This window comes from Bradyrhizobium sp. ORS 375 (genome assembly GCF_000239775.1).
GTDB lineage: Bacteria > Pseudomonadota > Alphaproteobacteria > Rhizobiales > Xanthobacteraceae > Bradyrhizobium.
Genome location: NZ_CAFI01000080.1, coordinates 18044 through 40515, shown reverse-complemented (window position 1 = coordinate 40515; position 22472 = coordinate 18044). Strand labels below are relative to the sequence as shown.

Sequence of the window (22472 nt, the reverse complement as noted above, 5' to 3'; positions counted from 1 at the left end):
GTTACAACACCGACCTGGCTGCGTGCCGGCGACGTCGGGCACCTGACAGCCCCGCCCCGGCGAACCACTGAAACGACAACGACAGGTTCACGAAAGAGATTCGCGAAAGCGCGTTTCTCATAATCCCTACCAATGGGTTGACGCCGTACTTCTACGGCTCACGATTTTCACAATCAACTAATCATGAGCTGCGAGACTTGGGGCCACATAGGAGATGTGTCCCATGTTTACATTTGAAACCGCCGACCAGAAGGAAGTCAGGCGTTTCCGAATTGCGCAGTTCAATGGCCGGACCGCGACCGTGAAATCCGGCGGAGCGACGATCACCGGCCACGTCCGTTCGGTGATGGAAAAGGAATCGAGCGTTCCGCCGCGCTGGACCATCACGATCGTACCGACCCCTCCCAAGGCCCAGGCGCCGCTCCGGCCGGCATCACGGGTACGTCCTTTCGCAGAGGACTATTTCTGACACTCCGTCAGCGGGAATCCTGATCAGCCCGCTCGATGGAGCGGATGGAATGCGGTGAGACCGCAGTCGCTGCTCTCACCCGTCAGACCCGATCGCACCCACGCGAATGGGCGCGTCGAAAATCCTCACATCTGATTCAAGAGCGCGGCGCGAACGAGCTCGGCGGTGTTGCGCGCGCCGAGCTTGCGCATTGCTTCGGCACGATGACTCTCAAAAGTACGCGGGCTGATCCCCATGCGCAGCGCGCCTTGCTTGTTCGAATGGCCTTCGCTGATCAGCGTGAGGACCTCGCGTTCGCGCGGCGTCAGCGACTTGCTCGAACGGCTTGGGCGCGTGATCGCCGCAAGCGTTGCAGGCTCGTGCGGCCGTGCCGGGATGGCCCGAGACACCACACCGGGTTGCCGCTCGGCGCCGGACATTCTGCTCACCAGGGCACAGACGCGCTCGGTCTGCCGCAGAGCATTGTCCACGATGATCTGGACGTGCCGACGTTCGCCGGAGCTCCTGGCGATCTCATCGCTGCGCTGCTTGATCTCGCTCATATAGAGCATCAGCGCCGTGAGCGAACCGTTGAGCTGGTGCGCCAGGGTCAGGGCTCCCTGATCCTCGGAACGGTCCTCCACCAGCACAAGTTCGCGCATGAGCGCGAGGCCGTGGTCGTTAACCTTCTCGTCCGCCGATACGGGTCCGGAGCGATCGTCAGAAAGGCTGTTGCTGAGCTGGGTCATAACCCATGATGGCGCGGCCGCGGCTTTAACATGGTTAACATGGGAGCCCGTAACAGTACGGGATTTAAGAGCCAACTCGCGCAACAGTCGAGCAAATTCCCCCACAAGTTGCGTCCTGAGAATATTAACGTGGGACGTCACAAGCCATGCGGCTCCCATCGCGGGGCCGATCCAAGCTGGGGCAATCAACAGCATCGTGCATTGCTACGATTGTTTACCGAAATTAATCCGGCACCAACTGTTTCGTGATTCCATGCAGCTCGTTCTCGTCCGTGAGACGAGCGGCTGAGATTTCGAGCTGGTAACCAGACACGACAATGGGACCCGTCGACCGGATCTGGGAATTCCTGCAGCGGTTGTCGCCGCTGACGCGGAGCTGTTTGCTCAGCGAGCTCGAGCGGCTGGAGCTGAGCGGCATCGACATGCCCGGCTCGGCCGATCTGCAGGCTCGGCTCCGGGCCGAGATCCGCAACACCGGGGCGAGCGCCAACCGCACCATCAATCCGTCGCGCTACTTCTTCATGCCCGTCGAGCAGCTGCTCATCGACGGCTCGCCGGAGCATGCCAATGAAGGCCGCATCGCCCGCGGCTCGCTGACGCCAATCTGGGAGTGGATCTCGCGCGACCTGCTGCCGACGATGGCCCGCGACTACAACGCGCAGATGAAGGACCTGATCGCGGCCGACAAGCAGCGCGAGATTCGCCAGGTCGCCAGCTCCTTCCAGACCAAGGTGACGAAGTCGCTCGAGGGCACGCTGGCGCGCGCCGACGGCATCGAGCAGGTCCGCAGCAAGCTCAAGGCCTATACGGCATCGCCGTCGGTGTTCGACGACGTCGTCAAGCTGATGAAGGCGCTACGCGCCCGCGACGAGCTGGCGAAGTTCTCCGACTCGCTGCCCGACCGGATCGCGGAATTCGACGACCCGCAGGTCAAGAAGATGGTGCTGCTGCTCGACGGCCTGCGCAAGAAGGAGCCGGAGGCGGTGCCCTTTGCGTTGACGCTGGTCGCCAAGCGTCTGAAAGAGCCATGGCAGGTGATGCGGCTGGCGACCAAGGCCGCGCGCAGCAAGAACGTCTCCGACGTCATCACCGCGCCCTACGCCATGACCGTGCCGATGGTGCTCGACCAGCTGGAGGACAAGCGGCTTGCGCTGCGCGTCGCCTTGAAGAACAACCGCGTCGTGACCGCCAAGGAAATCCTGACCAGCATCTACGACATCGAGTACGCCATCCAGGTCCGCATCGACCGGCTCGAGGACTCGGAGTGGGGCCAGCGTCTCAGCGCGATCATGAGCAACACCGACAAGATGGTGCAGGCCGAGATCAAGCGCTTCCCGGACGAGGTCGGCCACGTGCTCGGCTCCAACCGGCTGCGCAGCCACCGCTCCTTGGGCGACCGCCTGACCTATATCGCCTGGAAGGGCCGCGACGCCCTCAAGACCGCGCTGCGCTCGGCCACCGGCTGATTGGCGAACATCTGACGGCGCGCCGCACAGCGGATGAGCTGTCAGCCCAACCGCAGCTCGTCAACGCCAGCGATGCGCGCAGCTGTCCCTGCCACGCTTCCTGCAGGTGCCAGCATCGCCGCACATTGCGACCGCCTGCCCTTGCAGGGCCTGCGTCCGCCATCCCGGTGCCGTGCAAGTCGCACGCCTTGCAGGAACCCGTTTCAGGCGCATGCCGTTGCCATGCGCCGCGCAGCGAAGTTAAACCGCATGTCATACCGCCGATGATGCGCCAGAGCATCTCAAGCGATGCAACGACGGAGGCTGAGGTGAGAACGAGCAGGATCCTGTTGGTAGCGCTGGCCGTGGCATTCGCGGCGCTGGCGAGCTCAGACGGCGGAGCACAGAGTGCGCCCGACACGGCCACGACACCGACGGCGGACAACGCCGTGCTGCTGACCATCTTCCTCAAGCACGACCAGTCGCGGCCGCTCAGCGAACTGAACGCGCAGCTCGAACGCCAGGGCTTCTACAAGGCATTTCCGCCGGCGGGAATCGAGGTGGTGAGCTGGTACGTCGTGATGGGGATCGGCCAAGTCGTGACGTTGCGGCTGCCAGCTTCGCGTCTGCGCGAGGTCAACCGCATCTTCGAGACCACGGCATGGGGGGCATATCGGACCGAGTTCTACCCGACCTATGACTACAAGGCGGTCGGGCTCGCCAATCACGAGAAAGCCGTCCAATAAGGCCGCCGCACCGCCGAGCGCCAGGCCGATGTCCACCCGGCGCCTCGTTCACTTGACCATGCGCTCGCGCGCCGACTTGAAGCCGGCGACGAAGCGCGCCAGCGTGTCCGACGTCTTGCCACGCGGCAGCATCACTTCGACCAGCGAAAAGCGTCCGCACCGCTCGACGGCGCGTTCCAGCGCGGCAACGAGCTCGGCACGCGTGGTGACCCGTTCGCCGACGCCACCGATCGCGTTGGCCACATCCGCATAGTGCCAGTCGTCGAGATCGTTGAAGCGCGATTCCGGCTGGAAGACGCGCAACATCTCCCAGCTGCAATTGTTGAACAGCACGACGATCGGATCGAGGCCATAACGGCGGCAATTGCCGAGCTCCCAGCCGGTCATCTGGAAGGCCCCGTCGCCGACCAGGATCAGCGGCCGCAAGCCCGTGGCAGCCACGCCGATTCCCGCCGGCACGCCAAAACCCATCCCGGCGTAATAGCCCGGCGCCGCCAGCGCCGTGTTGTCGATCTCCATCGCGGTGAACAGGCAGTCGCCGATGTCGGAGGTCATGGGCATCCTGCCGTGGCGATCAAACATGTCGTTGATCGCGGTCGCGATGTCCGACGGCGCGATCGGCTGGTCATCGGCCGCGAGTCCGCGGGGATAGGATGAGCGCTGCCGCGGCAGGCCTGACGGCGCCGCCCGCGGCGCTGCGCGCTGCTCCAGCGCATCGATCAGGTCGCCAAGCGGCATGTCGCGATAGGCGTGATGGCCGATCTGCACCTCGCGGCTCGACGCCAGGATCATGCGGCGCGGATCCGGCGCGCGGTTCGACAGCGCGAAATTGGTGTCGGACAGAATGACGCCGAGCATCAGCACGAGGTCGGCGTCCTCGACCAGCTGCGTGATGGCCGGATTGCCGGCTGCGCCGAGATAGGTGCCGGCGACGACGTCGTCCGCCTTGTCGAGCAGGCCCCGCCCCATGAAGGTCGTGACCAGCGGCAGGCCGAGCTTGCGCGCCAGCGCCGCGATCCTGTCCTCGACGCCGTAGCGGCGGATCTCGACGTCGACGACAATCACCGGACGTTGCGCCCGTGCGATGCGGGCGAGGATCTCGTCGACGCATTCGTCGAGCGCCTCCCGGTTCGCCGTTCGCGGCGGCAGCGGCACCACCGCGTCGACCTCGGCATCGACCATGTCGCGAGGAAATTCGAGATAGACCGGCAGCGACATCTCCTTGGCGCTGCGCAGCACCCGCGCGATCTGTACCGGCGCCGTCGCGGGATCGCTGAGCACCGCCTGATCGCACGTGATCTCCTTGAACACCGCGAGCTGGGTGTCGACGGTGCGGGCCTGATGGTGCAGCAGGAAGCCGGACACCCGCTCGCGCGCGCCGGGGGCGCCGGCGATCACCACCACCGGAGAGCGCTCGGCGTAAGCGCCGGCGACCGCATTGACGACGTTGAAGGCGCCGGCGCCGTAGGTCACGACCGCGACGCCGAGTCCGCCATGGTAGCGTGCCGCAGCATCCGCCGCGAAACCGACCGCCGGCTCATGACTGAGGGTGACGCTCGGAAGGACGTTGCTTTCCTCGATCACCTTGAACAGCGGCAGCACGAAATCGCCAGGGATGCCGAAGATCTCGCGGGCGCCATGATCCTTCAGAGCAGCGAGCAGCGCATGAGCAAGAGCGGGCATCCAGACCCTCCGAGTGCAGCTTGGCGTTCATGCGGTGCTACACGATGAGGGTTACACTGCCAATCACGAAGCTGCGCCGCAGCCGGCGCATGAGACGGCGCGCGGCCTCGCCTCGGTGCTTGGCGGGGACGCGATCGTCCGTCAATTGTGAGAGAGCACGAGAGCCTGGGCGGATGCAGGGAACGGTCCGGCGGCCCGCGGCACGGCGAAAGCCGCCGCAAACAGAATGACCGCAGCCACCATCATGCCGAGCTTCATCAAGACCGTTCTGCGATCGGTGATCGGCAGGAACAGGAAGAACAGCAGCACTGCGGCAAATGCGAGACCGAGAATGTAGGACATGATCACCTCCTCCGTGGCCAGGGAGGATGACCGGTACGAGGCATAGTGGACTGTGGAGCGGATCACACAGCGCGGGCCGGGGCTGTCCACCCATCCGCAATGGTAGAATGGGTTCTTTGCGGGCTTGTCGCACGGTGTTGACAATGCCGCGACGAGCATGAGCTGGAAGAGCCGGGTTCACCTCAAGGCTTGGGGCATTCCGAGTAGAACGTGCCGTTGGCGGCCACGAGGCGCTCGAGGCAGTGCCGCTTGTCCGTGACTGTGCCCGCAATCGAAAACTCGAACGCGCGCGCCTTGAGCACGAGCGCGTAACGTCCGGACGTCAACTGCAGATCCGGATCGCGCGGCGTGATCTCGTACATCTGCGGATCATCCTTGAGCGGAGCCGCGCGAAACGGGATCGAGATGTTGCGGATGACCCAGGTCTCGTCCTCGTTGGCGACGACTGGCTTGCCGGACGGATCGAAGCTGGTCGCCTGCCGGACTCGCGCGATCAGCCGAACTTCAACCTTGTCGAACGCGTCAGACGCAGCATCGCGCTGAAACACGATGAAGCGCACACGGCCGTCCGGCAGCGTCGAATCGCTTGGCTTGGTGATCGCCGCCGAAATGGCGACACGTGGATCCGGCACGCGCCCCGGCAGCTGCTGCAACTCGAACATGCGCCCCGCGCTATCGGCATAAACGCCGTAAGCCGTCGGCAGCCTAGGATCTCGCGTCGGCGCGGCAGGTGCTGCAGTTGTTGTTGCCGAGGGGACAGAAGCTTGAGGCAATGACGACGGCGAGGCCGAGACGGAGACAGCCGGTGCCGGCATCGCCTGCTCGCGGACACCGGACACGCGGCCCTGCAAGGCCGCATCGTCACTGCGTGGCGGCGCGCCGACGTGATGCCGATGACGATCACCACAACAAAGAGCAGAACGGCCGCGACGCGCGCGGGCAACGAGGAGAGCAGTCGACGTGCGGCACCGACCGACTCGGTGCCCCCGCTGGCCAGAGCCTCTCGTTCGAAAGAACCGTGTTCGAGGGCCGAGGACGCCTGCGAGCTTTCGATCAGCGAGACGGATAAGCGCGTTGGCTGTGGCGCCTGGGTCGCAAGCAGCGGCTGCTGACGAGGCAAAGTTTGTGGACCGGCCGTCACATGCGTTTCGACTCCGGCGATCGCGACCTCGAGCGCCTGCATCAAGCGCGCCTTTTCTGCCGGATCGTCGGCGGAGAGCTGCTGCAGCTTGTGACGGGCGAGTTCGTAGACGGCGCTGCGCAACTGCTCCGGGTCGCCACTCACGGCGTCGATCGTGCGCGCGAGCACGAGGGCGAATTCGACTTCGGGATGCGCAGCCGCAACGTCCTTCACACGAGGCAGCGAAGGGTCCGCGGTCATGAATCGATCTCGTCGTTCATGGAACTTCACACTCATGTGTTAATCAACATCAGCAGTTCGCGCCTGCGGAACGATCGAAGCTGCCCGAAGGGCCGGATTGCAAGCCGTTCGCCCAGCATCGCACATCTTCGATCTTCTCATTCATTAACATTTTCAAGCACGAAACGCACAAATCCCTTGCATTTGGCGCTGAACAAATCGGCTACCCAAAACGACCAACCCGTGACATAGTCGCGTGCATTGTTCGAGGGCTTCGCGCAACTCGGGTGACAAAATCACATCGCGTCACATGGGCGTTCGGGGTCATCGGTAAATTGATTGAGCATGACGTCGATTATTATTTGGCTTGAGACTTGGGATAGCGAAATGAAGCGTAGTGGACTGAACTATTTCGACGATGCGCATGAGGACCGCTGCGGAATGCAGGGGGCCGACTACCACCTTCAGGAGCAGATTGCGCTCCTGATCGACGAGAACGAGAAGCTGAGGCGCATTGCGGCTGAGCTCGCCAACCAGACGCGACGACATCGCAGATCAAGCCTGAGCTCGAGCTGAGTCCGGGACGCAGACCGCTGCGCTCACCGCAACAGCGAGAGCAGGTCAGGTCGCGTTTCGGCGACGACGCCGACCAGCAGCGCGCGACCAGCCGGAGAGGCGTTACGATAGGCATCCGCGACTTCGACCGGCATGGTGGCGGATCGGACGCTTCCGGGCTGGACGAGCAGTACGGTCAAATCGGCCCGGATCAGGTCAGCGAGCTCAGAATCATCCAGCCGTCTCAGCTGCAGCGCCTTTCGCAGCCGTTCGATTGCCAGTGGTCCTGACGCGGCGGATGTGAAGTAGACCATCTTCATGCTCTGTGCGATCGAGGCATCCTCGACCCCGGCGCGCTCCAGAAGCGCGACGCGCGCGAGCCATAGCCGTGGCTGCAGGGGCTGCTCGCTCAGGGCGCGGACGATCGCCTGCTGGGCATGCTCGATGCGGAAGATCAGACCGGCGCGATCCTCCGTCGCGGCGATACGCAAGGCGGCATCAACAGCCATCGCGGCCACCGCGGCATCCGGCGCCGGGTCCAGCGCGTTCAACGCTGTAGAAAGCAGCGAGCCTCGGTTCGGCAGAGCGACCATCTCGCGCGACGCAAGAGCCAGCCAGATCTTTGCCGCCGCGACGCTGACCACCGCGAGCATGATCAGCGCCGGCATGACGCGCAGCATCTGCGCGCGCAGCGAGCGCCATAGGAAACGCTTGGCGTGGGAGGCAACGACCGGCACGACGACTACCCCGATCTGCCGACGGTGCGAATATCAGTCGTGTGGCCGCGGATGACGAGCACGGCCAGACGACCCGTTGCATAGGCGCCGACGTCGATATTGATGCGATGATCGCGAATGTCGGGCTCGCGAACCGGCGTGTGGCCGTGCACGACCACCTTGCCGAAATCCTCGGTGCTGCTGAGGAACGGCTCTCGGATCCACATCATGTCCTCTTCGCTCTGCTCGGCGAGCGGGACGCCCGGTCGAACCCCGGCGTGAACGAAGAGGAAGTCGCCGCAAGTGAAGGACGGCCTCAGCGCCGCAAGGAAGTCGGCATGCGCGCGTGGCAACGCCTGCGCCAGCGACCTGCGCAGCTCCGCGCCATCCACGTTGGTCCGCGGCACGAGAACATCGTAGGACATCAGCGTGGTCGAGCCACCAAGACGGAGCCAGTCGGATACGAGGTCGTCACGACGCAACACGTCGCTCAGGATCGCCTCGTGATTGCCCCGGACGAATGCGCTCGGGTGACGACGCGCGCGGGCGAGCAGCAGATCGAGCGTGCGGCGCGAATCGGGACCGCGATCGATGTAGTCGCCGAGGAACACATGGATGGCGCGCTCCGGGCGCGTCCGCGCGATGTCCTCGTCGATCAGCGCGAAGGCATCCGCCAGCAGATCGGCGCAGCCATGGATGTCGCCAATGGCATAGAGAGCAAGACCGTCGGGAATCCGCGCGCGCTGATCGACGCGCGACAACAGCCTGCTAAACATGCGAGCCTACCGTCGGGCCTGTCACCCGTGCGCGCCGTCGCGGCCGGTCAGCGGTACCAGCCCGTATAGGCACCCCAATATCCAACCCCACCATACGGACCATAGGCTCCATACAGAGCCATGCACGAATAGCGATCCGGGCAACCCCAACGGCGATGACGGATGGTCCGCGAATAGACCTCATGTTCCGTGACGACTTTCACATAGCGCGCCTCGCGGCGGGGAATCGGCGCGTCTGCCGCCGAGGCCGCGGTCATTCCGGAGACGCCGAGCAGCGCGCCAATGGCCAGGCTGGCTGCGCCCGCGGCAAGCGACTGGCGAAAGTGAGCGCATGACGGCATCGGCTTCTCCTGCAATGAACGGGGCTCTGTTACGAATGTTTAACATGTCGAGATCGGGAAATCTAACGTCGTGGCAGGCGAAACTGAGCAGCCGGCGTCTCGGACGCTCCTGAAGTAGATCGGCGACGGCTCGACTTGATCCGCTTCGCCGCGATCTCCGCCCCGCCCGCGCGGCTGCCGCCTTTGGCGGGCATGGTCTCCGCTCGCTCTGCGGTCGCTCCGCCCGTGTCCGCGCCGGCCTTGCCGCGCCGCTCCCATGGCGGCAGCATCCGTCCGGGCCAAAAGCGGCGCGACGGCGGCCGCGGCGGCTCCGCTGCGAGCAGGCTGCGCATCTTGGGCACGCAGACGCGTTCGGCATCGAAATGCTCGATCACATAGCGCCGCGCAGCCTCGCGCATTGGCTGCATGCGATCGCGATCCTTCAGCGCTGCCGAGACCCGGTCGGCGAGTTCGTCGACGGCGTGGAATGGAACCAGCATTCCGTTGTCGCCATGCTGCAGCACCTCACGCACCGGAGCCGTGTCGGAACCGATCACGACGCAGCCGGCGCTCATGGCTTCCAGCATCGACCATGACAGCACGAATGGATAGGTCAGATAGACGTGCGCGGACGACACTTGGAGGGTGGTCAGGAACGTCTCGTAAGACACGCGTCCCATGAAATGGACGCGCGACAGATCGAGCTGCGATCTGACCTCGTTGAGGAACGTCGTCTTCCAGTTGGTGCCGGCGGGCGGTGCGAGGCCATAGGACAGGCCATCGCCGCCGATGATCACGACCTGAGCCTGCGGTCGCCGCGCCAGGATCTTCGGCAGAGCCCGCATGAAGATGTGGTAGCCGCGGAGCGGCTCCAGATTGCGTGCGACGAACGTCACGACCTCGTCGTTGCGGTTCAGCTCACGGCCATCGGGCAGACGCAGACGCGCGAGCGGCTTGGGCTTCACCAGTGCCGTATCGATGCCCTCATGCACGATCTCGATCTTGTTCTGATACTGCGTCGGGAACGTCGAATGCTGCCATGACGTCGGCGACACGCCGATATCGCAGTCCTCCAGAGCCAGCAGAGTCGTCGCGTTCTTGAGGTGGAGGCCGATATGGCCATCGAGGCCCGGCGTCGGAAATTCCGGATCGAATCCGAGATCGCGGCCCTGCGCGCCGTAGAAGAACTCGCAGTACAGAATGATGCGCGCCTTTGGAAACATCGTTCGCAGCGGCAGCGTCTCGCCCCAGCCGGGATGCGCGAGAATCACATCGGGAGAAAAGCCGGAGGCTGCGAGACTCGACAGACTGTACAGCACCTGCTCGGCCCGCCGGCATTCGAGATCGAAGCGCCGTGCAAACGGATGCGTTGCGGACACGTCCGCGCCGGCCAGCGCATATTTGAGCAGACGAACGGACGGCATGGGCTGCGCATTCGCCGCGCCGATCGCCACGAGCTCGTTGCCCGGCTCCTTCGCCAGCGCCGCGGCGAGGTTGCGATATTGCGCCGGGAAATTGTTATGAACGAACAGAACTTTCATCGGGCCATCTCCTCGCTGGCGCGCCCGATTCGAAAGCAAATGCGTCTCTCGATGCGTGCAATCACCTGCAAAAACGGATGTCCAAAAATTTCGCCCGGGCTTTCACTATAACGAACATTTCCGGGCGCGAAGTGTGAAGTATGTGATATTATGCAATACGGTAAAGCGGCATGGTCGATTTGTCATGCCCATCGGACGCTGCGTGAATGACACTTGGCACGGGCGGGAGTAAAGAATGAATCGCGGCACAGACCTTGACCAGCAGAAAGTCGTCCAGCTCGACCGGGGCCTGTTCTTCGTCAGCTACAAGAGCGCCGAGGATATGACGGCGCCGCCGCGGGTGATGGTGGCCCCGGCGCCCGGCCATGAGCGCCGGATCGAGCTTGTGCTGCATCCCGACGCTGATGAAGCCGTGCTCTGGCAACCCAATTCGTCCCTCGTCGTACGCGTCGAGGCGCCGGCGACCTTGCTGGTGCAAGTCCTGCCGATGCGTCATGGCGGCTCGCGCGCCGCCGCCGTACGGATTGAACCGATTTCGCCGGGCAGTCCGCCGACGCTGACGCGTAGCGCGATGGCCTACGCGCCGGCTGCGGCGGCGCCCGCGCCGGCTTTGACCCAGGATGTCGGCCCCGGTCTGCGCGTGCTGGCTCATGTCGCCGGCATCGGCGACGTGATGGTCGGCCAGAATGGTTGGATCGCCGGCCCCACCGCCCCCTCGCGGGTGGAGGGCATCATGCTTGATTGGCCGGACATGCCGCCGGGCGTCGATATCCGCTACGCCGTCCAGTCCGCCAATGCACCGGCCAACAGCAAGATGGTTCCGCTCGGAACCTTCGCCGGAACGCGCGGCCGCGCGCTGCCGATCACCGGCATCGTGCTTGAGATGCATGGAGCCAACGATCTGCAATTCGTCGCCGAGGCCGTGTTCCTGAGCGCGCCGACGCTCCGGGCGATCGGCCGTCGCGTCGTTCTCTCCGGCCCGACCGGGCGCGAGCCGCTGGTCGGCTTGCGCATCAATGTCGAGGGCGCGCAGCCGGCCGACGAGCCCATTCCGGTGCAGCCGGAGCCGACCAAGGCGAGCCGCAAGGAGACGTCATCCGGCCGGGTGCGCGTCTTCCGCAGCCGTCCACGCCAGGATGTTCCCGCCGCAGGATCGGCGCGCTAGGTTCATTTATGGTCGTTTGGACTTCGATCGGCTGGGCTTCGGCCTGACGGCCAAAGGTGTTCGTCATGGACGGGGCGATATCGGAGCTGGCAAGGCCGGCGCGCCATCACTTGCGCCTGGAACGGCTGGCCGCGAAGGCGCTCGCGGCCGAGGACTTCATTGCATCCTTCAGATATGCCGATCGCCGCTGCCGGATCGACCCTCCGCCGCTCGCGCATTGTTTCGTGCTGCGCGCCGAGGCTGCATGGCGCCTCGGCCAGCGCGACGCCGCGCTCGCGGACATTGCCCGGGCGCTCCAGATCTCACCGCATGACATTGGCGCCAACCGCCGCTTGTTGGCGTGGGCCGATGACGATGGCCGGCGTCAGGCCGCCCGGGAATTGCTAGCCTCCGACACGGGCAATTCCAGCCTGCGATCGGCCATGGCCGTCCTGCGCGAGGCGGGAGAGAGATGCTGGGCGGCACTGTCGATCTACGATTCGGAGATCGTCGGATGGGTCGCCTGGAGCGGCGACGCCGAGATCGAAGCCAGCCTCAACACCGCCGACGGCTCGCTCACCAGCGTGTTGGACGCAGACCCCTTTCATCCGCTCGCCACCAGCAGGATCCAGGCAACGGCCCTGCGCCTCCGCCGCGCTCCGTCCAGCGCCGCGCAAACCCTGACGCTGCGGCTCGATCGGCGGATCTTTCGCACCTATCGCCTGCCTCCGGTCGCTACGCCGCCACTTCGTCCGCGCCCTGCCTCTCCTCCGGCCGAACGCCGGGATGTCGACGCCAACGACAGAGCCGTCCCGACGGTGATCGTGCCGGTCTATGGCGATGTAGACGCCACCATCGCCTGTCTGGATAGTCTCTGCCGCGCCCGCGCCGTCGGCAGCCAGCGCGGCGCCAAGGCGCCCTTCCAGATCCTGGCCGTCGATGACGGCAGCCCGGAGCCGGCGCTCAAGGCTCACCTGCAGGCGCTCGCGGCGCTCCAGGACATCTCACTGTTGGTCAATGCGACCAACCAGGGCTTCATCGGCGCGGTCAACCGCGCTCTGGCGCAGGTCCCGCAAGGCGACGTGGTGCTGTTGAACGCCGACACGGTGGTGCCGCCCGGCTTCGTCGAGCGGCTCATGGCCACTGCCTATTCGGCGCCGGACATCGGCACGGTCACGCCGCTCTCCAACAACGGCGAGTTCTTTTCCTTTCCGCTGCCCGACACTGCGAACGCGATGCTGCCGGAGCCGGAAATCATTGCGCGGGACAAGGCTGCCGAGCAGGCGAACACCGCCGAGGCGGTGGACATGCCGAGCGGCATCGGCTTCTGTCTCTACATCAAACGCGCCGTGCTCGACCGGATCGGCCCGCTGTCGGAGAGCTTCCAGCGCGGCTATCTCGAAGACGTCGATTTCTGCCTGCGCGCCCGGACCGCCGGCTTCCGCAACGTCTGCGCGCCGTCGGTCTATGTCGGGCATCACGGCTCGCTCTCGTTCCAGATGAGCAAGCGCGCTTTGGTCTTGCGCAATTTCGACATCCTGGACCGGCGCTTCCCGAGCTACCGCGCCGAATGCCGCGCGATCGAGACGGCTGACCCGCTCCGCTTATCCCGCGCCGCGCTGGAGGCGATGCTTCCGGCGAGGGAGCGCCATCCGACGCTCATCGTGGCCGGACGCGGCGCGTTGCGGCCGATCGCGGAGGCACGGGCGCGACAGTTGATCAACAGCGGCGAGCATGCGGTCATCCTCAGTCCGCAACAGGCCCGGCTCACCTTTCGACTCGCCGCAACTGACGGCGAGGTGCCGCAGTCTCTGCTGCTGCGCTTCGACTCGCCGAGCGCGATCGCCGAGGCGGAAGGCGAGATCGCGCGTTTGCGTCCGGCGCGGATCGAAGCCATCGATCCGGCATGTCCGACCGCGGTGACCGACATCGCCCGCCGCCTCGGCGTTGCGCTGGACCGTTGGCTGACGACGGCCGATGTGCCCGCGATCGCGGGGCTCAGCAATGAACGCGTGCTTGCTCCGAGCGAGGCGGCGCTCCGCTATGCCCAGAGTCGCAAGGAGCAAGGACGGCCGACGTCCGGACGACAGGAGCGCATCATCCGCGCGGACGGCTGGTCGGTGCATCCACTGGCGCTGGCCGACGCCGAGCCGGAGCGGCCCTGTTCCCTCGTCGTGATCCCCACCGGCCCATCGAGCCAGGCCTGGCAGGCGATCCGGGCCGTCGCCCACCAGATCCGCGCATCGGGCAAGCCGATCCCGATCGTGGTCGCCGGCGAGACCCTCGACGACAACAGGCTGATGTCCTTCCCGAACCTCTTCGTCACCGGCCCGGTGGCCATTGAAGAGTTGCCGGACTTGCTCGCGCCGCATAATCCTGGCTGGATCCTGACGGATTTCGAAGTACCGCTGTTCGGCCACCCCCTCGTCGAGGCGGCAAGACTGGCGCCGCGGCCTGTGGCCTATCGCAATTGGGCAGGCGACGGGCTCGAACCGCGGACAGGCGACCTTGCCCTCCCCGGTACGGCCGACGATGAAGCTCTAGCTGCAGCGGTGACCCGCTGGATCACGACATCATGACGACCTTGCGCAGGCAGACCCCACCAGCGCGGCGATCAGCCGCCGCCAAGATCGACGATCTGACGGAGACCAGCCGGCTCGCGCTGCTGGCCGACGGGACGCTAACTGGCTTCGTCGTCGACCCCAACGATCTGGAGCGCCGTTTCACCGTCGAGATTTTGCTCGACGGCGTCGTGGTCGCGACCGCCCATGCCGACAATTTCGTCCCCGAGCTGGCCGGGCTCGCAGCAAGCGATGGTGCCTTCGGCTTTGTGGCCAGCCTTCCTGCGGCGCAGCTCTCAGCCGCCAGCCGCGTGGAAGCGAGGCTTGCAAACCTCGGGACTGCGGTCGGCCATCCCATCGACCTGACCTCTGTCGAGGACGGCGTCGACGATCCGCGTCCCAAGGCGCGGCTGCGCTGGCATGGCGGCCTGCGGGTATCGGGCTGGATCGACAGCCCGGCCGAAGGCGCCCTGGAGATCATGGTCGACGGCGAGGCGGTGGCCCAGGTCCGCGCGGCGATCTGGTCGCGGATCGACGATCCGTCCGATCCGGCTGACGGCCGCAACGTTCGTGCCTTCGATGTGCATCTGCCCGAGCGCTTCGCCGATGGTCGCGTGCACCAGTTGACGATGCGCAAGGACTCGCGTGAGCCGATCCCGGCGAGCACGATGTTCGTGGCCTTTCCCGACGGCCTGGCCGGCACGCTGGAGCGCCTCGGTGAGCTGCCGTCCGAACGCCTGCGCGGCGAGCTCTACGACCAGATCATCCCGTCGTCGCTGCCGCTTGCGAGCTACACACCTTGGCGCGACCGCTTTCCGCTGCCGGCCCCGGCCGAAAGTCAGCTGCAGCTGTCGGTGATCATCGTCGGGCAGACAGGAGCCGAGCGGACGATCGATTCGCTCGAGGCCCAGAGCTACACGCATTGGACGGCCGGAATCCTCGAAGCGCCGGCGCCAGCGCTCGATGCCGATGCGTTCGAGGAGTTTCTCGACGAGGTCGCAGCGGATTCGGATGCCATCGTGGCGCTTGCTGCCGGCGCCCTGCTCGCACCGAACGCGCTCGCCCGAATTGCCGCGGCCTTGGATCAGCATCCCGAGTCCGTCGCGCTTTATGGCGACGTCGACCTGGTCGCATCCGACGGTCAGTTATGGCCGATGGCGTTTTCGGCCTTCGATTACGAACGCATGCTGGAGCAGGGTTACTGCGCGCATCTGTTCGCTCTTCGCACCAATGCCGCCCGCGTTGCACTGGTGGTCCGACCCGACAATCTCTATCGGCTCTTCAATGCGTCATTCGACGTGCCCGGACCGGCCGCAGCCTCGGTGCTGCACCTGCCCGGCTCGCTCGGCACGGTCGAGCGCTTCGACGTCGCGACCGCGAGCCAGCATCTGGCCTCCGCAACTCGGATGCATCTGGAGACGCGTGGTCTGCCGGCCAAGGTGACGGTCAGCGACGGCGACCTGTTTCCGGCGGTCCGCGTCCGCCGCGAGATCGAGCGGCAGCGCACGACCATCGTGATCCCTACCCGCGACCAATTGACGCTGCTGCGGACCTGTCTCGACAGCATCGCGCCCGCCGCGGCGCGCGCCCATGCCGAGATCCTGGTGATCGATAACGATAGCTCGGACCCGGAGACGCTGGCGTATCTTGCCGCGCTGCCCAACCGCGGGATCGCGACCCTCAAAGTCCCCGGGCCGTTCAACTTCGCCCGGCTGAACAATCGCGCCGCAGCGACGCTCGACAGTGACGTCCTTTGCCTGCTCAACAACGACATCGAGGCGCGCGATGATGGCTGGCTCGAGGAGATGCTGACGCGCCTTGCCGAGCCCGACGTCGGCGCCGTCGGCGCCGTCCTGACATGGCCCGGCGGCGTGGTCCAGCACGGCGGTATCGTACTCGGGAGCAATTTCGCCGCCGCGCATGCCTTCACAGACCGCATGGCGGATGATGGCAGCTACCTCGACCTGCTGCGCGTGAGTCATGAGTGCAGCGCGGTGACCGCGGCCTGTCTGGTCACCCGTCGCAGCGACTATCTCGAGGTCGGCGGCATGGACGAACTCCGCTTTCCCATCACCTACAACGATGTCGACTATTGTCTGCGGCTGCGTGAGGCCGGGAAACGGATCGTGCTGACGCCGCATGCCCGTTTGATCCATGCCGAATCGGCCAGTCGCGGCAAGGACCGCCGCGCCGACCGCCGTCATCGCTATGAGCGTGAGCTCGACATGTTGCGCGCACGCTGGGGCGAGCATCTGATCGCAGATCCGCTGTACAGCCCGCTGCTCGCGCGCAACGGCGTGCCCTATGGCGCGTTGGCCTGGCCGCCCGGCGACCGCGAGCCGCGGTTGAACGAGCCGCCACTCGCGCGCGACGTGCCTTCGGGGATCTGAACGACCTTCGCAAAGCAAAACGGGCGGCGCCAGTGGCGCCGCCCGTTTTCTATTGCAGGATCCGGGTCGTCGACTTACGCCGCCGCGCTGTCATCCGCCGAGCCCGGCACCAGCGCCTGGGCACGGGCCGCCAGCATCACGCGCGTGGCGACCGGCACCTGCCGGTGCGACTTGGCGCGCGGATAGGGCAGCTCGTTGATCGGCTTGCCGTTGGGATAGAGCGCCTCGTGCTCGGCCCAATTGTCGAAATGCAGCCGATCGATGTTGTCGACGAAGGTCTCCGCCGGCGTGTTCTCGGCGAGGATGAGCGAGTGGTCCTCGACCTCGACATGGTAGTAGGTGAAGGTCGTCGGCACGTCGGCCTCGCGCACGATCGAGGTGCCGTTGACGAGCGCGCCAGCATGGATCAGGGCACCCTCGACCAGGATCGCATGGTCGGGCGAGACGAGCAGATCGCGCGCCGGCACGTTGTCGCCGAGCGCCCCCGCCTTGATCCGGATCGGCAGCACGCGCAGCTTGTCGGCAAAGCGCAGCGAGATGGTCTGCACGCCCAGCCAGTCGACCGTCGCGACGCTTCCGTCATGCGTGAGGACCTGGTCACCCCGCTTCAGCGTCTCGACGGCGACCTCGCCGTCAGGGGTCCGGATCATGGTGCCGGCGAAGAAGCAGATCGTCGTCTCGTATGACGTGATCTTGAGGTTGCCGTTCGCACCGCCCAGATTTCCCGAGTAAGGGGAGTCCGTCAGAAAATAGTACGTCCCGTTCGGACCTTGGACGATGATGCCGCTGATCGTCGAACCATGATCCTTGGCGTCTGCCACAGCGATGAAATCATAATTGCCCGTGGCAAGATTTCCGACGCTGACATCGGTGACCTTGATCCTGTCGCCAGCGGTCATGTCGTCAGTTGGGGTCGGGTCTTTGACGATGACGCCTCCGCCGACCGCATTGACGATGCTGGTGCTGAGGTTGGCATCCACAATCTTGAATTTTGTGCCAGACAGACTCAACTGATAGGCGTAGTTGAACGTTTCGGTCGCGGCCATAGAAACACCCCATTACTGAAATCGATTGCCGGGATCTGTTATCAATGTGATAAAAGGCGAGCAATTAACATACGCGCTCCGTAAACGATTTGGTAACAATCTGAGACGAATTGCAAAATCAGCGGCCACCAATTACCTCGTATGGATCTGACTAATTGCGCTGAACACCTCGATCTGCCGATCTGTGACGCGCCTGCCCCGTGGCAGTGGCGCAATGTTTTGTTTCCGGTGTTCGACATAGCTGATGATCGGATCGCGTCGCCGAACGACGATTTCAAGGTGTGGGCAACGCAACGCGGCGCCCTCAGCGTGCATCAAGGCGGACCACGGGAGTTGCTCCGCGTCCCGCGCGTCGTGAATGGTCGTACGTTTGATCAGATCGGACTGTGCCTGGTTCGCGCGGGCACGCTGAGCCTCGAAACCCAGGTCGAAAAGCGATCGTGTCCGGCGGGAAGCGTCGGCGTGTTCAGCCTTCGCTACCCCTTCCGTCTTGCGTGGCAGGACGACGAAGCAACGTCGTCGTGCATCACCCTGTGGCTGGCGCCGACACGATTAAGCGGTACGTCCGATGACCGGGTCCACGGCCGCGTCCTCTCCGCCAGCGCTGCTGTCGCAGTGCTCGGCGCCGCACTGCAAACCATCGTCGAGGAGGTGCAGCGCACTGGCCGGCAGGCGCTCGACGACGCGACCGACGGCGTCGCCACGCTGGCGATGAGCCTGCTCTCGGCCGACGTTCAAACAACGAACGATCCATCGTCCGAGCTGGCGTCCTTCGTGACCATCCGCAACTACATCGACGCCAATCTGAACGCGCGCGACCTCAGCGCAGCAACCCTCGCACGCGCCTTCGGCCTGTCGCGCGCCTCGCTGTATCGCCTGTTTGAGCCGGTCGGCGGCGTCGCCAGCTACGTCCGAGCCCGCCGTCTCGAGCGCGTCCGCGAAACGATCAAGGAGCCAGGTCTGCTGAACAGAAGGATCGCCCCCGTGGCCTACGGCACCGGCTTCAAGAGCATCGCCTCCTTCAACCGCGCCTACCGCCAAGCCTTCGGCGAAAGCCCGCGACAATCGCGAAGGGGGGCACAACCGGCACTCGCAGACAGGCGAGCGAAGGAAGGCCTGGGCCTCCTTGCACTTGGGCTGATCGAAATCGGTTGATGCGCCCAGTACCTCTCTGCAAGCAAGAGATCAGCCGCAACCCGAATTAACTTCGACCGAACGTGAACGCGCACCACCTCTGGTATATTTAATTTGAGCACGGCTAAAGCGGATCGTGGACAATCGAGATCATGAGCAGGCCACACGAGTTGATCGAAATAGGTTTAAGGCTGCGCGCCGAGGGCGACTGGACTGGATCGCTTAGGGCGTTTTGCGCTGCGCGAGAGCTTGATCCATCAAATATAAACGTGGTCGTGCAGTGTGCATACAGCCATCTGGAGTTAGGCAATGCTCAGGAAGCACGCTCCACGTTTGAAGACGTCCTCTCGACCGCCCCCCAGAACAGATCCGCGCTCATCGGTATTGCCCGCGCCTATGTACTCGAAAACGATTTTAAGCGCTCCGAATACTCTTGCCGCCAACTACTCGAATTGGATCCCGAGAATGGAGAAGCCAGTCTCGTCCTCGGGCTTGCACTTGCATCCCAGGGGCGCCATGACGATGCTATTTCGGCACTCCAGGCAGCCAGCCGCCATGCTCAAACTCGAGCTCCGGCCCTCAGCCATCTTGTCGACCTACTTGGACGGACTGGTCGAATCGAACAAGTCCTTCAAATAGGCCTCGAACTTGACAGTTCATCCCCGGGCGACCAAGCGGCATTAGCCCTGGTGGCTCGTTTGATGAAAGCGTCAGGGCGAGCGGAGGAAGCCATCTCTTTTCTACGGAAAGCGGTTGCGGGCTCATCCTCCGATGTTAACCTGCAAATAGACCTAGGCCACTGGCTGCGCGACGCGGGCCTCCTAGACGAGGCTCAAGAGCGACTCGAAGCAGTTCTGGGTGAGGCGCCGGATAACCCGAGAGCGCTCAATGCGCTTGCTTACGTATTCCGCAAGCAGACGCGTCTTGATCTCGCAGTTCAGATATTCTTGAGGTTGGCGCGGCTGCAGCCAAAAAATGGGGCTCACCATCACGCGCTAGGCGTAACTATGCGCGAGCTTGGCGATCCTCACGCCGCAATAGAGCATCTTTCTATCGCCAAAGAATGCGACCCTCGCAACGTAAATGCCTGGACCGAGATTGGAAAGGCGCTTCGACAACTGGGAGACACCGAGGCAGAAATAGCCGAGTACAAAAAGATCCTATCAGAATGGCCTGAGCACGGCCCCACAAGACTAGCCCTCGCGAACGCCCTTAAAGCAGCCGGCCGACCTACCGAAGCACTGGACGCGTTTATAAAGGCAGAGGCGACCATCGGCGACTCCAACCTCCTTTTGGAGATTGGACACCTTGAGATGCAACTAAGCAATTATGAAGATGCAGAACGCGTCTTTCGCAGCGCTTTCTCACGATGCCGGAACAAGGCAAGCGCGAGGACAGGGTTAGGACAAGCGTTGTATCGGCAGGGCAAACTACTTGAGGCAGAAGTCGAGCTGAAGCAGGTTTTGACAGTTGATCCAGAAAACGTCGGAGCTCTGGTTGCGCTTGGACAAATAGCTACAGCACGACACGGCTTGGAAGACGCAGAAGCGCTTTTTTGCGCAGCGCTAGCCAAGAGGTCCGATCACATCGGAGCTCTTAATGGCCTTGCGCAGGTTTATCGTCGACGTGGCGATCGCCCGGCTGCGCTGAGTATATTTCGACGTATTAGCGCGATCGATACTTCAAATTTCGACCGCCGACTGGATGTTGCCACCGAGCTTATTGAGCTCGGCCGTTATGTCGAAGCCACCGAGATTGTGATGGCCATACTGGAGGAGTATCCGCGAAACTCAAAAGCGCTTATGACGCTTGGGTTCAATTTACGCCGGCAAGGGTTCCGCAATGATGCACTTCGGACATTTATGGAGATTATTGCAATAGATCCGCAGAATGTTCAGGCGGCGCTGGCGGTTGCGGTCGAGGAAAGGTCGTTCGGTCGAATTGATTCAGCAACGCAATGGCTAGAACGCGCCTTGTCAATTGATGGCCGTCATGTTGGGGCTCTACTGGAGCTAGCCGACATTCTGGCACAAAAGGAGAAATGGGCAGAAGCCGAAGAGCTCTATGGAAGCGCGCTACATCAGCACCCAACCAATGTCTCATGCTGGCTGGGCAAAGCGCGCGCGCTATTTGCGGCGGGATCTCGCGACCAGGCGATGAGGACGCTCGACGATGGAATAGCGAAGCTTGGACTTGCACCTGAACTCACCGGATTGAAGGTCGAATTCCTCCGCCAGCTTCGAGATTGGATCAGCGCCGCAGACATCCTTGCCAATTTACCAAGAGAGCTCCGGTCGAACTTCTTGCTCTGGTCTCATCAAGTTCAACTCGCGACGGAGCTAGGCGAGTACGAGCACGCTACGCAATTGCTTTCGGAATCGCCCGCGTCGAATCCCGTTGAAGAATCACGTACTGCGCTGCTGCGCGGGCGGGTTGCCGAAGCGATGTTCAGGTATCCGGAAGCTATAACAGCGTATAGAGAAGCGCGAGACTTGCACCCTCCAGGGCCAGCAGCACACCACGAGCTGGCTCGGGCAGCCTTGATGGATCTGGATGTCGACACAGCACGCGCCGCTCTGCAAAAGTTCACCGAACTATCGAGGGGATCCCTGACGCTCAAGAACAAATCGTTGAGTCCTTCGCAGAATCAGGTAGGCCAAATGATCGATGAGTTCTCGCTGGACTCGGAAGCGCTCGCTTCGCTGCGACGCGCGAAAGAACTCCAAGGCGAGCCTCGCATGGCAGCTCTCCGAGATCTCATACTCAAGCACCCCGATTATACCGCCGCCGCAATTTTTGCGGCTGTGGATCTGCGCCGCGCTTACCGCTCGATCGTGACGGGCGAAGGATCTCCTGGCCTGTCGTCAAACATCCCTGCTCGTATTGTTCAATTTTGGGATCACGAGCCTCCGCAGGACGTGGTCGAGCTTATGCAGACTTGGAAGACATTGAATCCGGCCTTTGATTTGATCCGCTTCGATGATTCCGAGGCAACGGGTCTCATCGAGCGCGATCACGGCGATGAGGTGCTGTCGGCCTATAAGCGGGCACGGATGCCGGCCCAGAAAGCCGACATCTTCCGTCTTGCCTATCTGGCGACCCATGGCGGAATCTACGCCGATGCGGACGATCGCTGCCTTGCGCCGATTGACACGTTTGTATCTCCGCGTGCGACCCTGGTCGTCTATCAGGAAAGCTACGGCTCGATCGGAAACAACTTCATCGCGGTAGCGCCACGTCATCCAGTAATCTTGCGTGCGCTGCGCCTGGCCGTCACGGGACTCAATCGCGGCGACCACGACCTTGTCTGGCTGGCGACTGGCCCCGGTTTGCTGACGCGGGCATTCGCCCAGGAATGGACTGAGGACATGTCGGAGCAGCTGCTCGCGAGAACCCAGATCATGAGCCTCGGCGCGCTGCAGCGGGTGATCGGCATCCACTGCCCGGTCCGCTACAAATCGACCGACCGGCACTGGAGCCGGCAGGCCTTCGGGCGCAAGAAGCGCCGCGCCTGAG

The 22472-nt window shown here is 63.9% G+C and carries 19 protein-coding genes; 10 read left to right on the top strand and 9 right to left on the bottom strand.

All coding sequences use genetic code 11. The features are described 5' to 3' along the window. Nucleotides 1–223: 223 nt before the first annotated feature. Nucleotides 224–469 carry a hypothetical protein gene (locus BRAO375_RS07045; protein ID WP_009026773.1) on the top strand — a complete coding sequence of 82 codons (246 nt, stop codon included), beginning with the start codon at nt 224–226 and terminating at the stop codon, nt 467–469. A gap of 125 nt (nt 470–594) precedes the next feature. Here BRAO375_RS07045 and BRAO375_RS07040 read toward each other — a convergent pair whose 3' ends face one another. Then, nucleotides 595–1197, bottom strand: coding sequence for a helix-turn-helix transcriptional regulator (locus tag BRAO375_RS07040; RefSeq protein ID WP_009026772.1), 603 nt, complete (start codon nt 1195–1197; stop codon nt 595–597). Between the two features lie 317 nt (nt 1198–1514). Between BRAO375_RS07040 and BRAO375_RS07035 the strand changes: the two genes are divergently transcribed. Together BRAO375_RS07035 and BRAO375_RS07030 are read left to right on the top strand one after the other, a co-directional pair. Next, nucleotides 1515–2663: a hypothetical protein gene (locus BRAO375_RS07035; protein ID WP_009026770.1), complete on the top strand. Its 1149-nt coding sequence runs from the start codon at nt 1515–1517 to the stop codon at nt 2661–2663. 263 nt (nt 2664–2926) lie between these two features. Then, a complete protein-coding gene (locus BRAO375_RS07030) occupies nt 2927–3388 on the top strand; it encodes a hypothetical protein (RefSeq protein WP_052536065.1) in 462 nt (153 codons plus the stop codon). A 48-nt stretch (nt 3389–3436) separates the two neighbouring features. Here the strand turns inward: BRAO375_RS07030 and ipdC are convergent, their stop codons facing one another. The 3 genes from ipdC to BRAO375_RS07015 all read right to left on the bottom strand — a co-directional run bounded on the left by ipdC (nt 3437) and on the right by BRAO375_RS07015 (nt 6075). Continuing rightward, on the bottom strand, nt 3437–5071 hold the full coding sequence (gene ipdC, locus BRAO375_RS07025) for an indolepyruvate/phenylpyruvate decarboxylase (protein WP_009026768.1): 1635 nt from the start codon (nt 5069–5071) through the stop codon (nt 3437–3439). Between the two features lie 141 nt (nt 5072–5212). Next, a complete protein-coding gene (locus BRAO375_RS07020) occupies nt 5213–5413 on the bottom strand; it encodes a hypothetical protein (protein WP_009026767.1) in 201 nt (66 codons plus the stop codon). A 182-nt stretch (nt 5414–5595) separates the two neighbouring features. After that, nucleotides 5596–6075: a hypothetical protein gene (locus tag BRAO375_RS07015; RefSeq protein WP_052536064.1), complete on the bottom strand. Its 480-nt coding sequence runs from the start codon at nt 6073–6075 to the stop codon at nt 5596–5598. A gap of 479 nt (nt 6076–6554) precedes the next feature. On the opposite strand from BRAO375_RS07015, the gene BRAO375_RS37885 reads away from it, so the two are divergent. Beyond that, nucleotides 6555–7025, top strand: a complete 471-nt coding sequence (locus tag BRAO375_RS37885) for a hypothetical protein (RefSeq protein ID WP_035639349.1) — start codon at nt 6555–6557, stop codon at nt 7023–7025. A gap of 135 nt (nt 7026–7160) precedes the next feature. Further along, nucleotides 7161–7349, top strand: a complete 189-nt coding sequence (locus BRAO375_RS07005; protein WP_009026764.1) for a hypothetical protein — start codon at nt 7161–7163, stop codon at nt 7347–7349. Between the two features lie 23 nt (nt 7350–7372). Here BRAO375_RS07005 and BRAO375_RS07000 read toward each other — a convergent pair whose 3' ends face one another. From BRAO375_RS07000 to BRAO375_RS06990, 4 genes are all read right to left on the bottom strand, one after another. Beyond that, nucleotides 7373–7996, bottom strand: a complete 624-nt coding sequence (locus tag BRAO375_RS07000) for a hypothetical protein (protein WP_139031328.1) — start codon at nt 7994–7996, stop codon at nt 7373–7375. Between the two features lie 74 nt (nt 7997–8070). After that, nucleotides 8071–8820 carry a metallophosphoesterase family protein gene (locus BRAO375_RS06995; RefSeq protein ID WP_009026762.1) on the bottom strand — a complete coding sequence of 250 codons (750 nt, stop codon included), beginning with the start codon at nt 8818–8820 and terminating at the stop codon, nt 8071–8073. Nucleotides 8821–8867: 47 nt separating this feature from the next. Continuing rightward, nucleotides 8868–9176, bottom strand: coding sequence for a hypothetical protein (locus BRAO375_RS37245; protein WP_139031327.1), 309 nt, complete (start codon nt 9174–9176; stop codon nt 8868–8870). Between the two features lie 47 nt (nt 9177–9223). Further along, a complete protein-coding gene (locus BRAO375_RS06990; RefSeq protein WP_009026760.1) occupies nt 9224–10681 on the bottom strand; it encodes a glycosyltransferase family 4 protein in 1458 nt (485 codons plus the stop codon). 235 nt (nt 10682–10916) lie between these two features. On the opposite strand from BRAO375_RS06990, the gene BRAO375_RS06985 reads away from it, so the two are divergent. From BRAO375_RS06985 to BRAO375_RS06975, 3 genes are all read left to right on the top strand, one after another. Continuing rightward, entirely contained in the window at nt 10917–11846 is a 930-nt protein-coding gene (locus BRAO375_RS06985; protein WP_009026759.1) for a hypothetical protein, read from the top strand. Between the two features lie 65 nt (nt 11847–11911). Continuing rightward, nucleotides 11912–14404 carry a glycosyltransferase gene (locus BRAO375_RS06980; RefSeq protein ID WP_009026758.1) on the top strand — a complete coding sequence of 831 codons (2493 nt, stop codon included), beginning with the start codon at nt 11912–11914 and terminating at the stop codon, nt 14402–14404. Beyond that, nucleotides 14401–16776 (top strand): glycosyltransferase family 2 protein, encoded by a 2376-nt coding sequence (locus BRAO375_RS06975; protein WP_009026757.1) that lies wholly within the window; start codon nt 14401–14403, stop codon nt 16774–16776. The genes BRAO375_RS06980 and BRAO375_RS06975 overlap by 4 nt, the downstream gene beginning before the upstream one ends. Before the next feature lie 74 nt (nt 16777–16850). Here the strand turns inward: BRAO375_RS06975 and BRAO375_RS06970 are convergent, their stop codons facing one another. Further along, nucleotides 16851–17822: a Hint domain-containing protein gene (locus BRAO375_RS06970; RefSeq protein WP_009026756.1), complete on the bottom strand. Its 972-nt coding sequence runs from the start codon at nt 17820–17822 to the stop codon at nt 16851–16853. 141 nt (nt 17823–17963) lie between these two features. Between BRAO375_RS06970 and BRAO375_RS35650 the strand changes: the two genes are divergently transcribed. Both BRAO375_RS35650 and BRAO375_RS06960 read left to right on the top strand, forming a co-directional pair. Next, on the top strand, nt 17964–18977 hold the full coding sequence (locus BRAO375_RS35650; RefSeq protein ID WP_009026755.1) for a helix-turn-helix domain-containing protein: 1014 nt from the start codon (nt 17964–17966) through the stop codon (nt 18975–18977). 131 nt (nt 18978–19108) lie between these two features. Beyond that, on the top strand, nt 19109–22471 hold the full coding sequence (locus BRAO375_RS06960) for a tetratricopeptide repeat protein (protein WP_083842443.1): 3363 nt from the start codon (nt 19109–19111) through the stop codon (nt 22469–22471). The last annotated feature ends 1 nt before the right edge of the window (nt 22472 follow it).

Excerpts from the sequence above, each read along its gene's own strand:
- BRAO375_RS07045 (WP_009026773.1), top strand. The coding sequence starts at position 224 with ATGTTTACATTTGAAACCGCCGACCAGAAGGAAGTCAGGCGTTTCCGA.
- BRAO375_RS07040 (WP_009026772.1), bottom strand. The coding sequence starts at position 1,197 with ATGACCCAGCTCAGCAACAGCCTTTCTGACGATCGCTCCGGACCCGTA.
- BRAO375_RS07035 (WP_009026770.1), top strand. The coding sequence starts at position 1,515 with ATGGGACCCGTCGACCGGATCTGGGAATTCCTGCAGCGGTTGTCGCCG.
- BRAO375_RS07030 (WP_052536065.1), top strand. The coding sequence starts at position 2,927 with ATGATGCGCCAGAGCATCTCAAGCGATGCAACGACGGAGGCTGAGGTG.
- ipdC (WP_009026768.1), bottom strand. The coding sequence starts at position 5,071 with ATGCCCGCTCTTGCTCATGCGCTGCTCGCTGCTCTGAAGGATCATGGC.
- BRAO375_RS07020 (WP_009026767.1), bottom strand. The coding sequence starts at position 5,413 with ATGTCCTACATTCTCGGTCTCGCATTTGCCGCAGTGCTGCTGTTCTTC.
- BRAO375_RS07015 (WP_052536064.1), bottom strand. The coding sequence starts at position 6,075 with ATGTTCGAGTTGCAGCAGCTGCCGGGGCGCGTGCCGGATCCACGTGTC.
- BRAO375_RS37885 (WP_035639349.1), top strand. The coding sequence starts at position 6,555 with ATGCGTTTCGACTCCGGCGATCGCGACCTCGAGCGCCTGCATCAAGCG.
- BRAO375_RS07005 (WP_009026764.1), top strand. The coding sequence starts at position 7,161 with ATGAAGCGTAGTGGACTGAACTATTTCGACGATGCGCATGAGGACCGC.
- BRAO375_RS07000 (WP_139031328.1), bottom strand. The coding sequence starts at position 7,996 with ATGCCGGCGCTGATCATGCTCGCGGTGGTCAGCGTCGCGGCGGCAAAG.
- BRAO375_RS06995 (WP_009026762.1), bottom strand. The coding sequence starts at position 8,820 with ATGTTTAGCAGGCTGTTGTCGCGCGTCGATCAGCGCGCGCGGATTCCC.
- BRAO375_RS06990 (WP_009026760.1), bottom strand. The coding sequence starts at position 10,681 with ATGAAAGTTCTGTTCGTTCATAACAATTTCCCGGCGCAATATCGCAAC.
- BRAO375_RS06985 (WP_009026759.1), top strand. The coding sequence starts at position 10,917 with ATGAATCGCGGCACAGACCTTGACCAGCAGAAAGTCGTCCAGCTCGAC.
- BRAO375_RS06980 (WP_009026758.1), top strand. The coding sequence starts at position 11,912 with ATGGACGGGGCGATATCGGAGCTGGCAAGGCCGGCGCGCCATCACTTG.
- BRAO375_RS06975 (WP_009026757.1), top strand. The coding sequence starts at position 14,401 with ATGACGACCTTGCGCAGGCAGACCCCACCAGCGCGGCGATCAGCCGCC.
- BRAO375_RS06970 (WP_009026756.1), bottom strand. The coding sequence starts at position 17,822 with ATGGCCGCGACCGAAACGTTCAACTACGCCTATCAGTTGAGTCTGTCT.
- BRAO375_RS35650 (WP_009026755.1), top strand. The coding sequence starts at position 17,964 with ATGGATCTGACTAATTGCGCTGAACACCTCGATCTGCCGATCTGTGAC.
- BRAO375_RS06960 (WP_083842443.1), top strand. The coding sequence starts at position 19,109 with ATGAGCAGGCCACACGAGTTGATCGAAATAGGTTTAAGGCTGCGCGCC.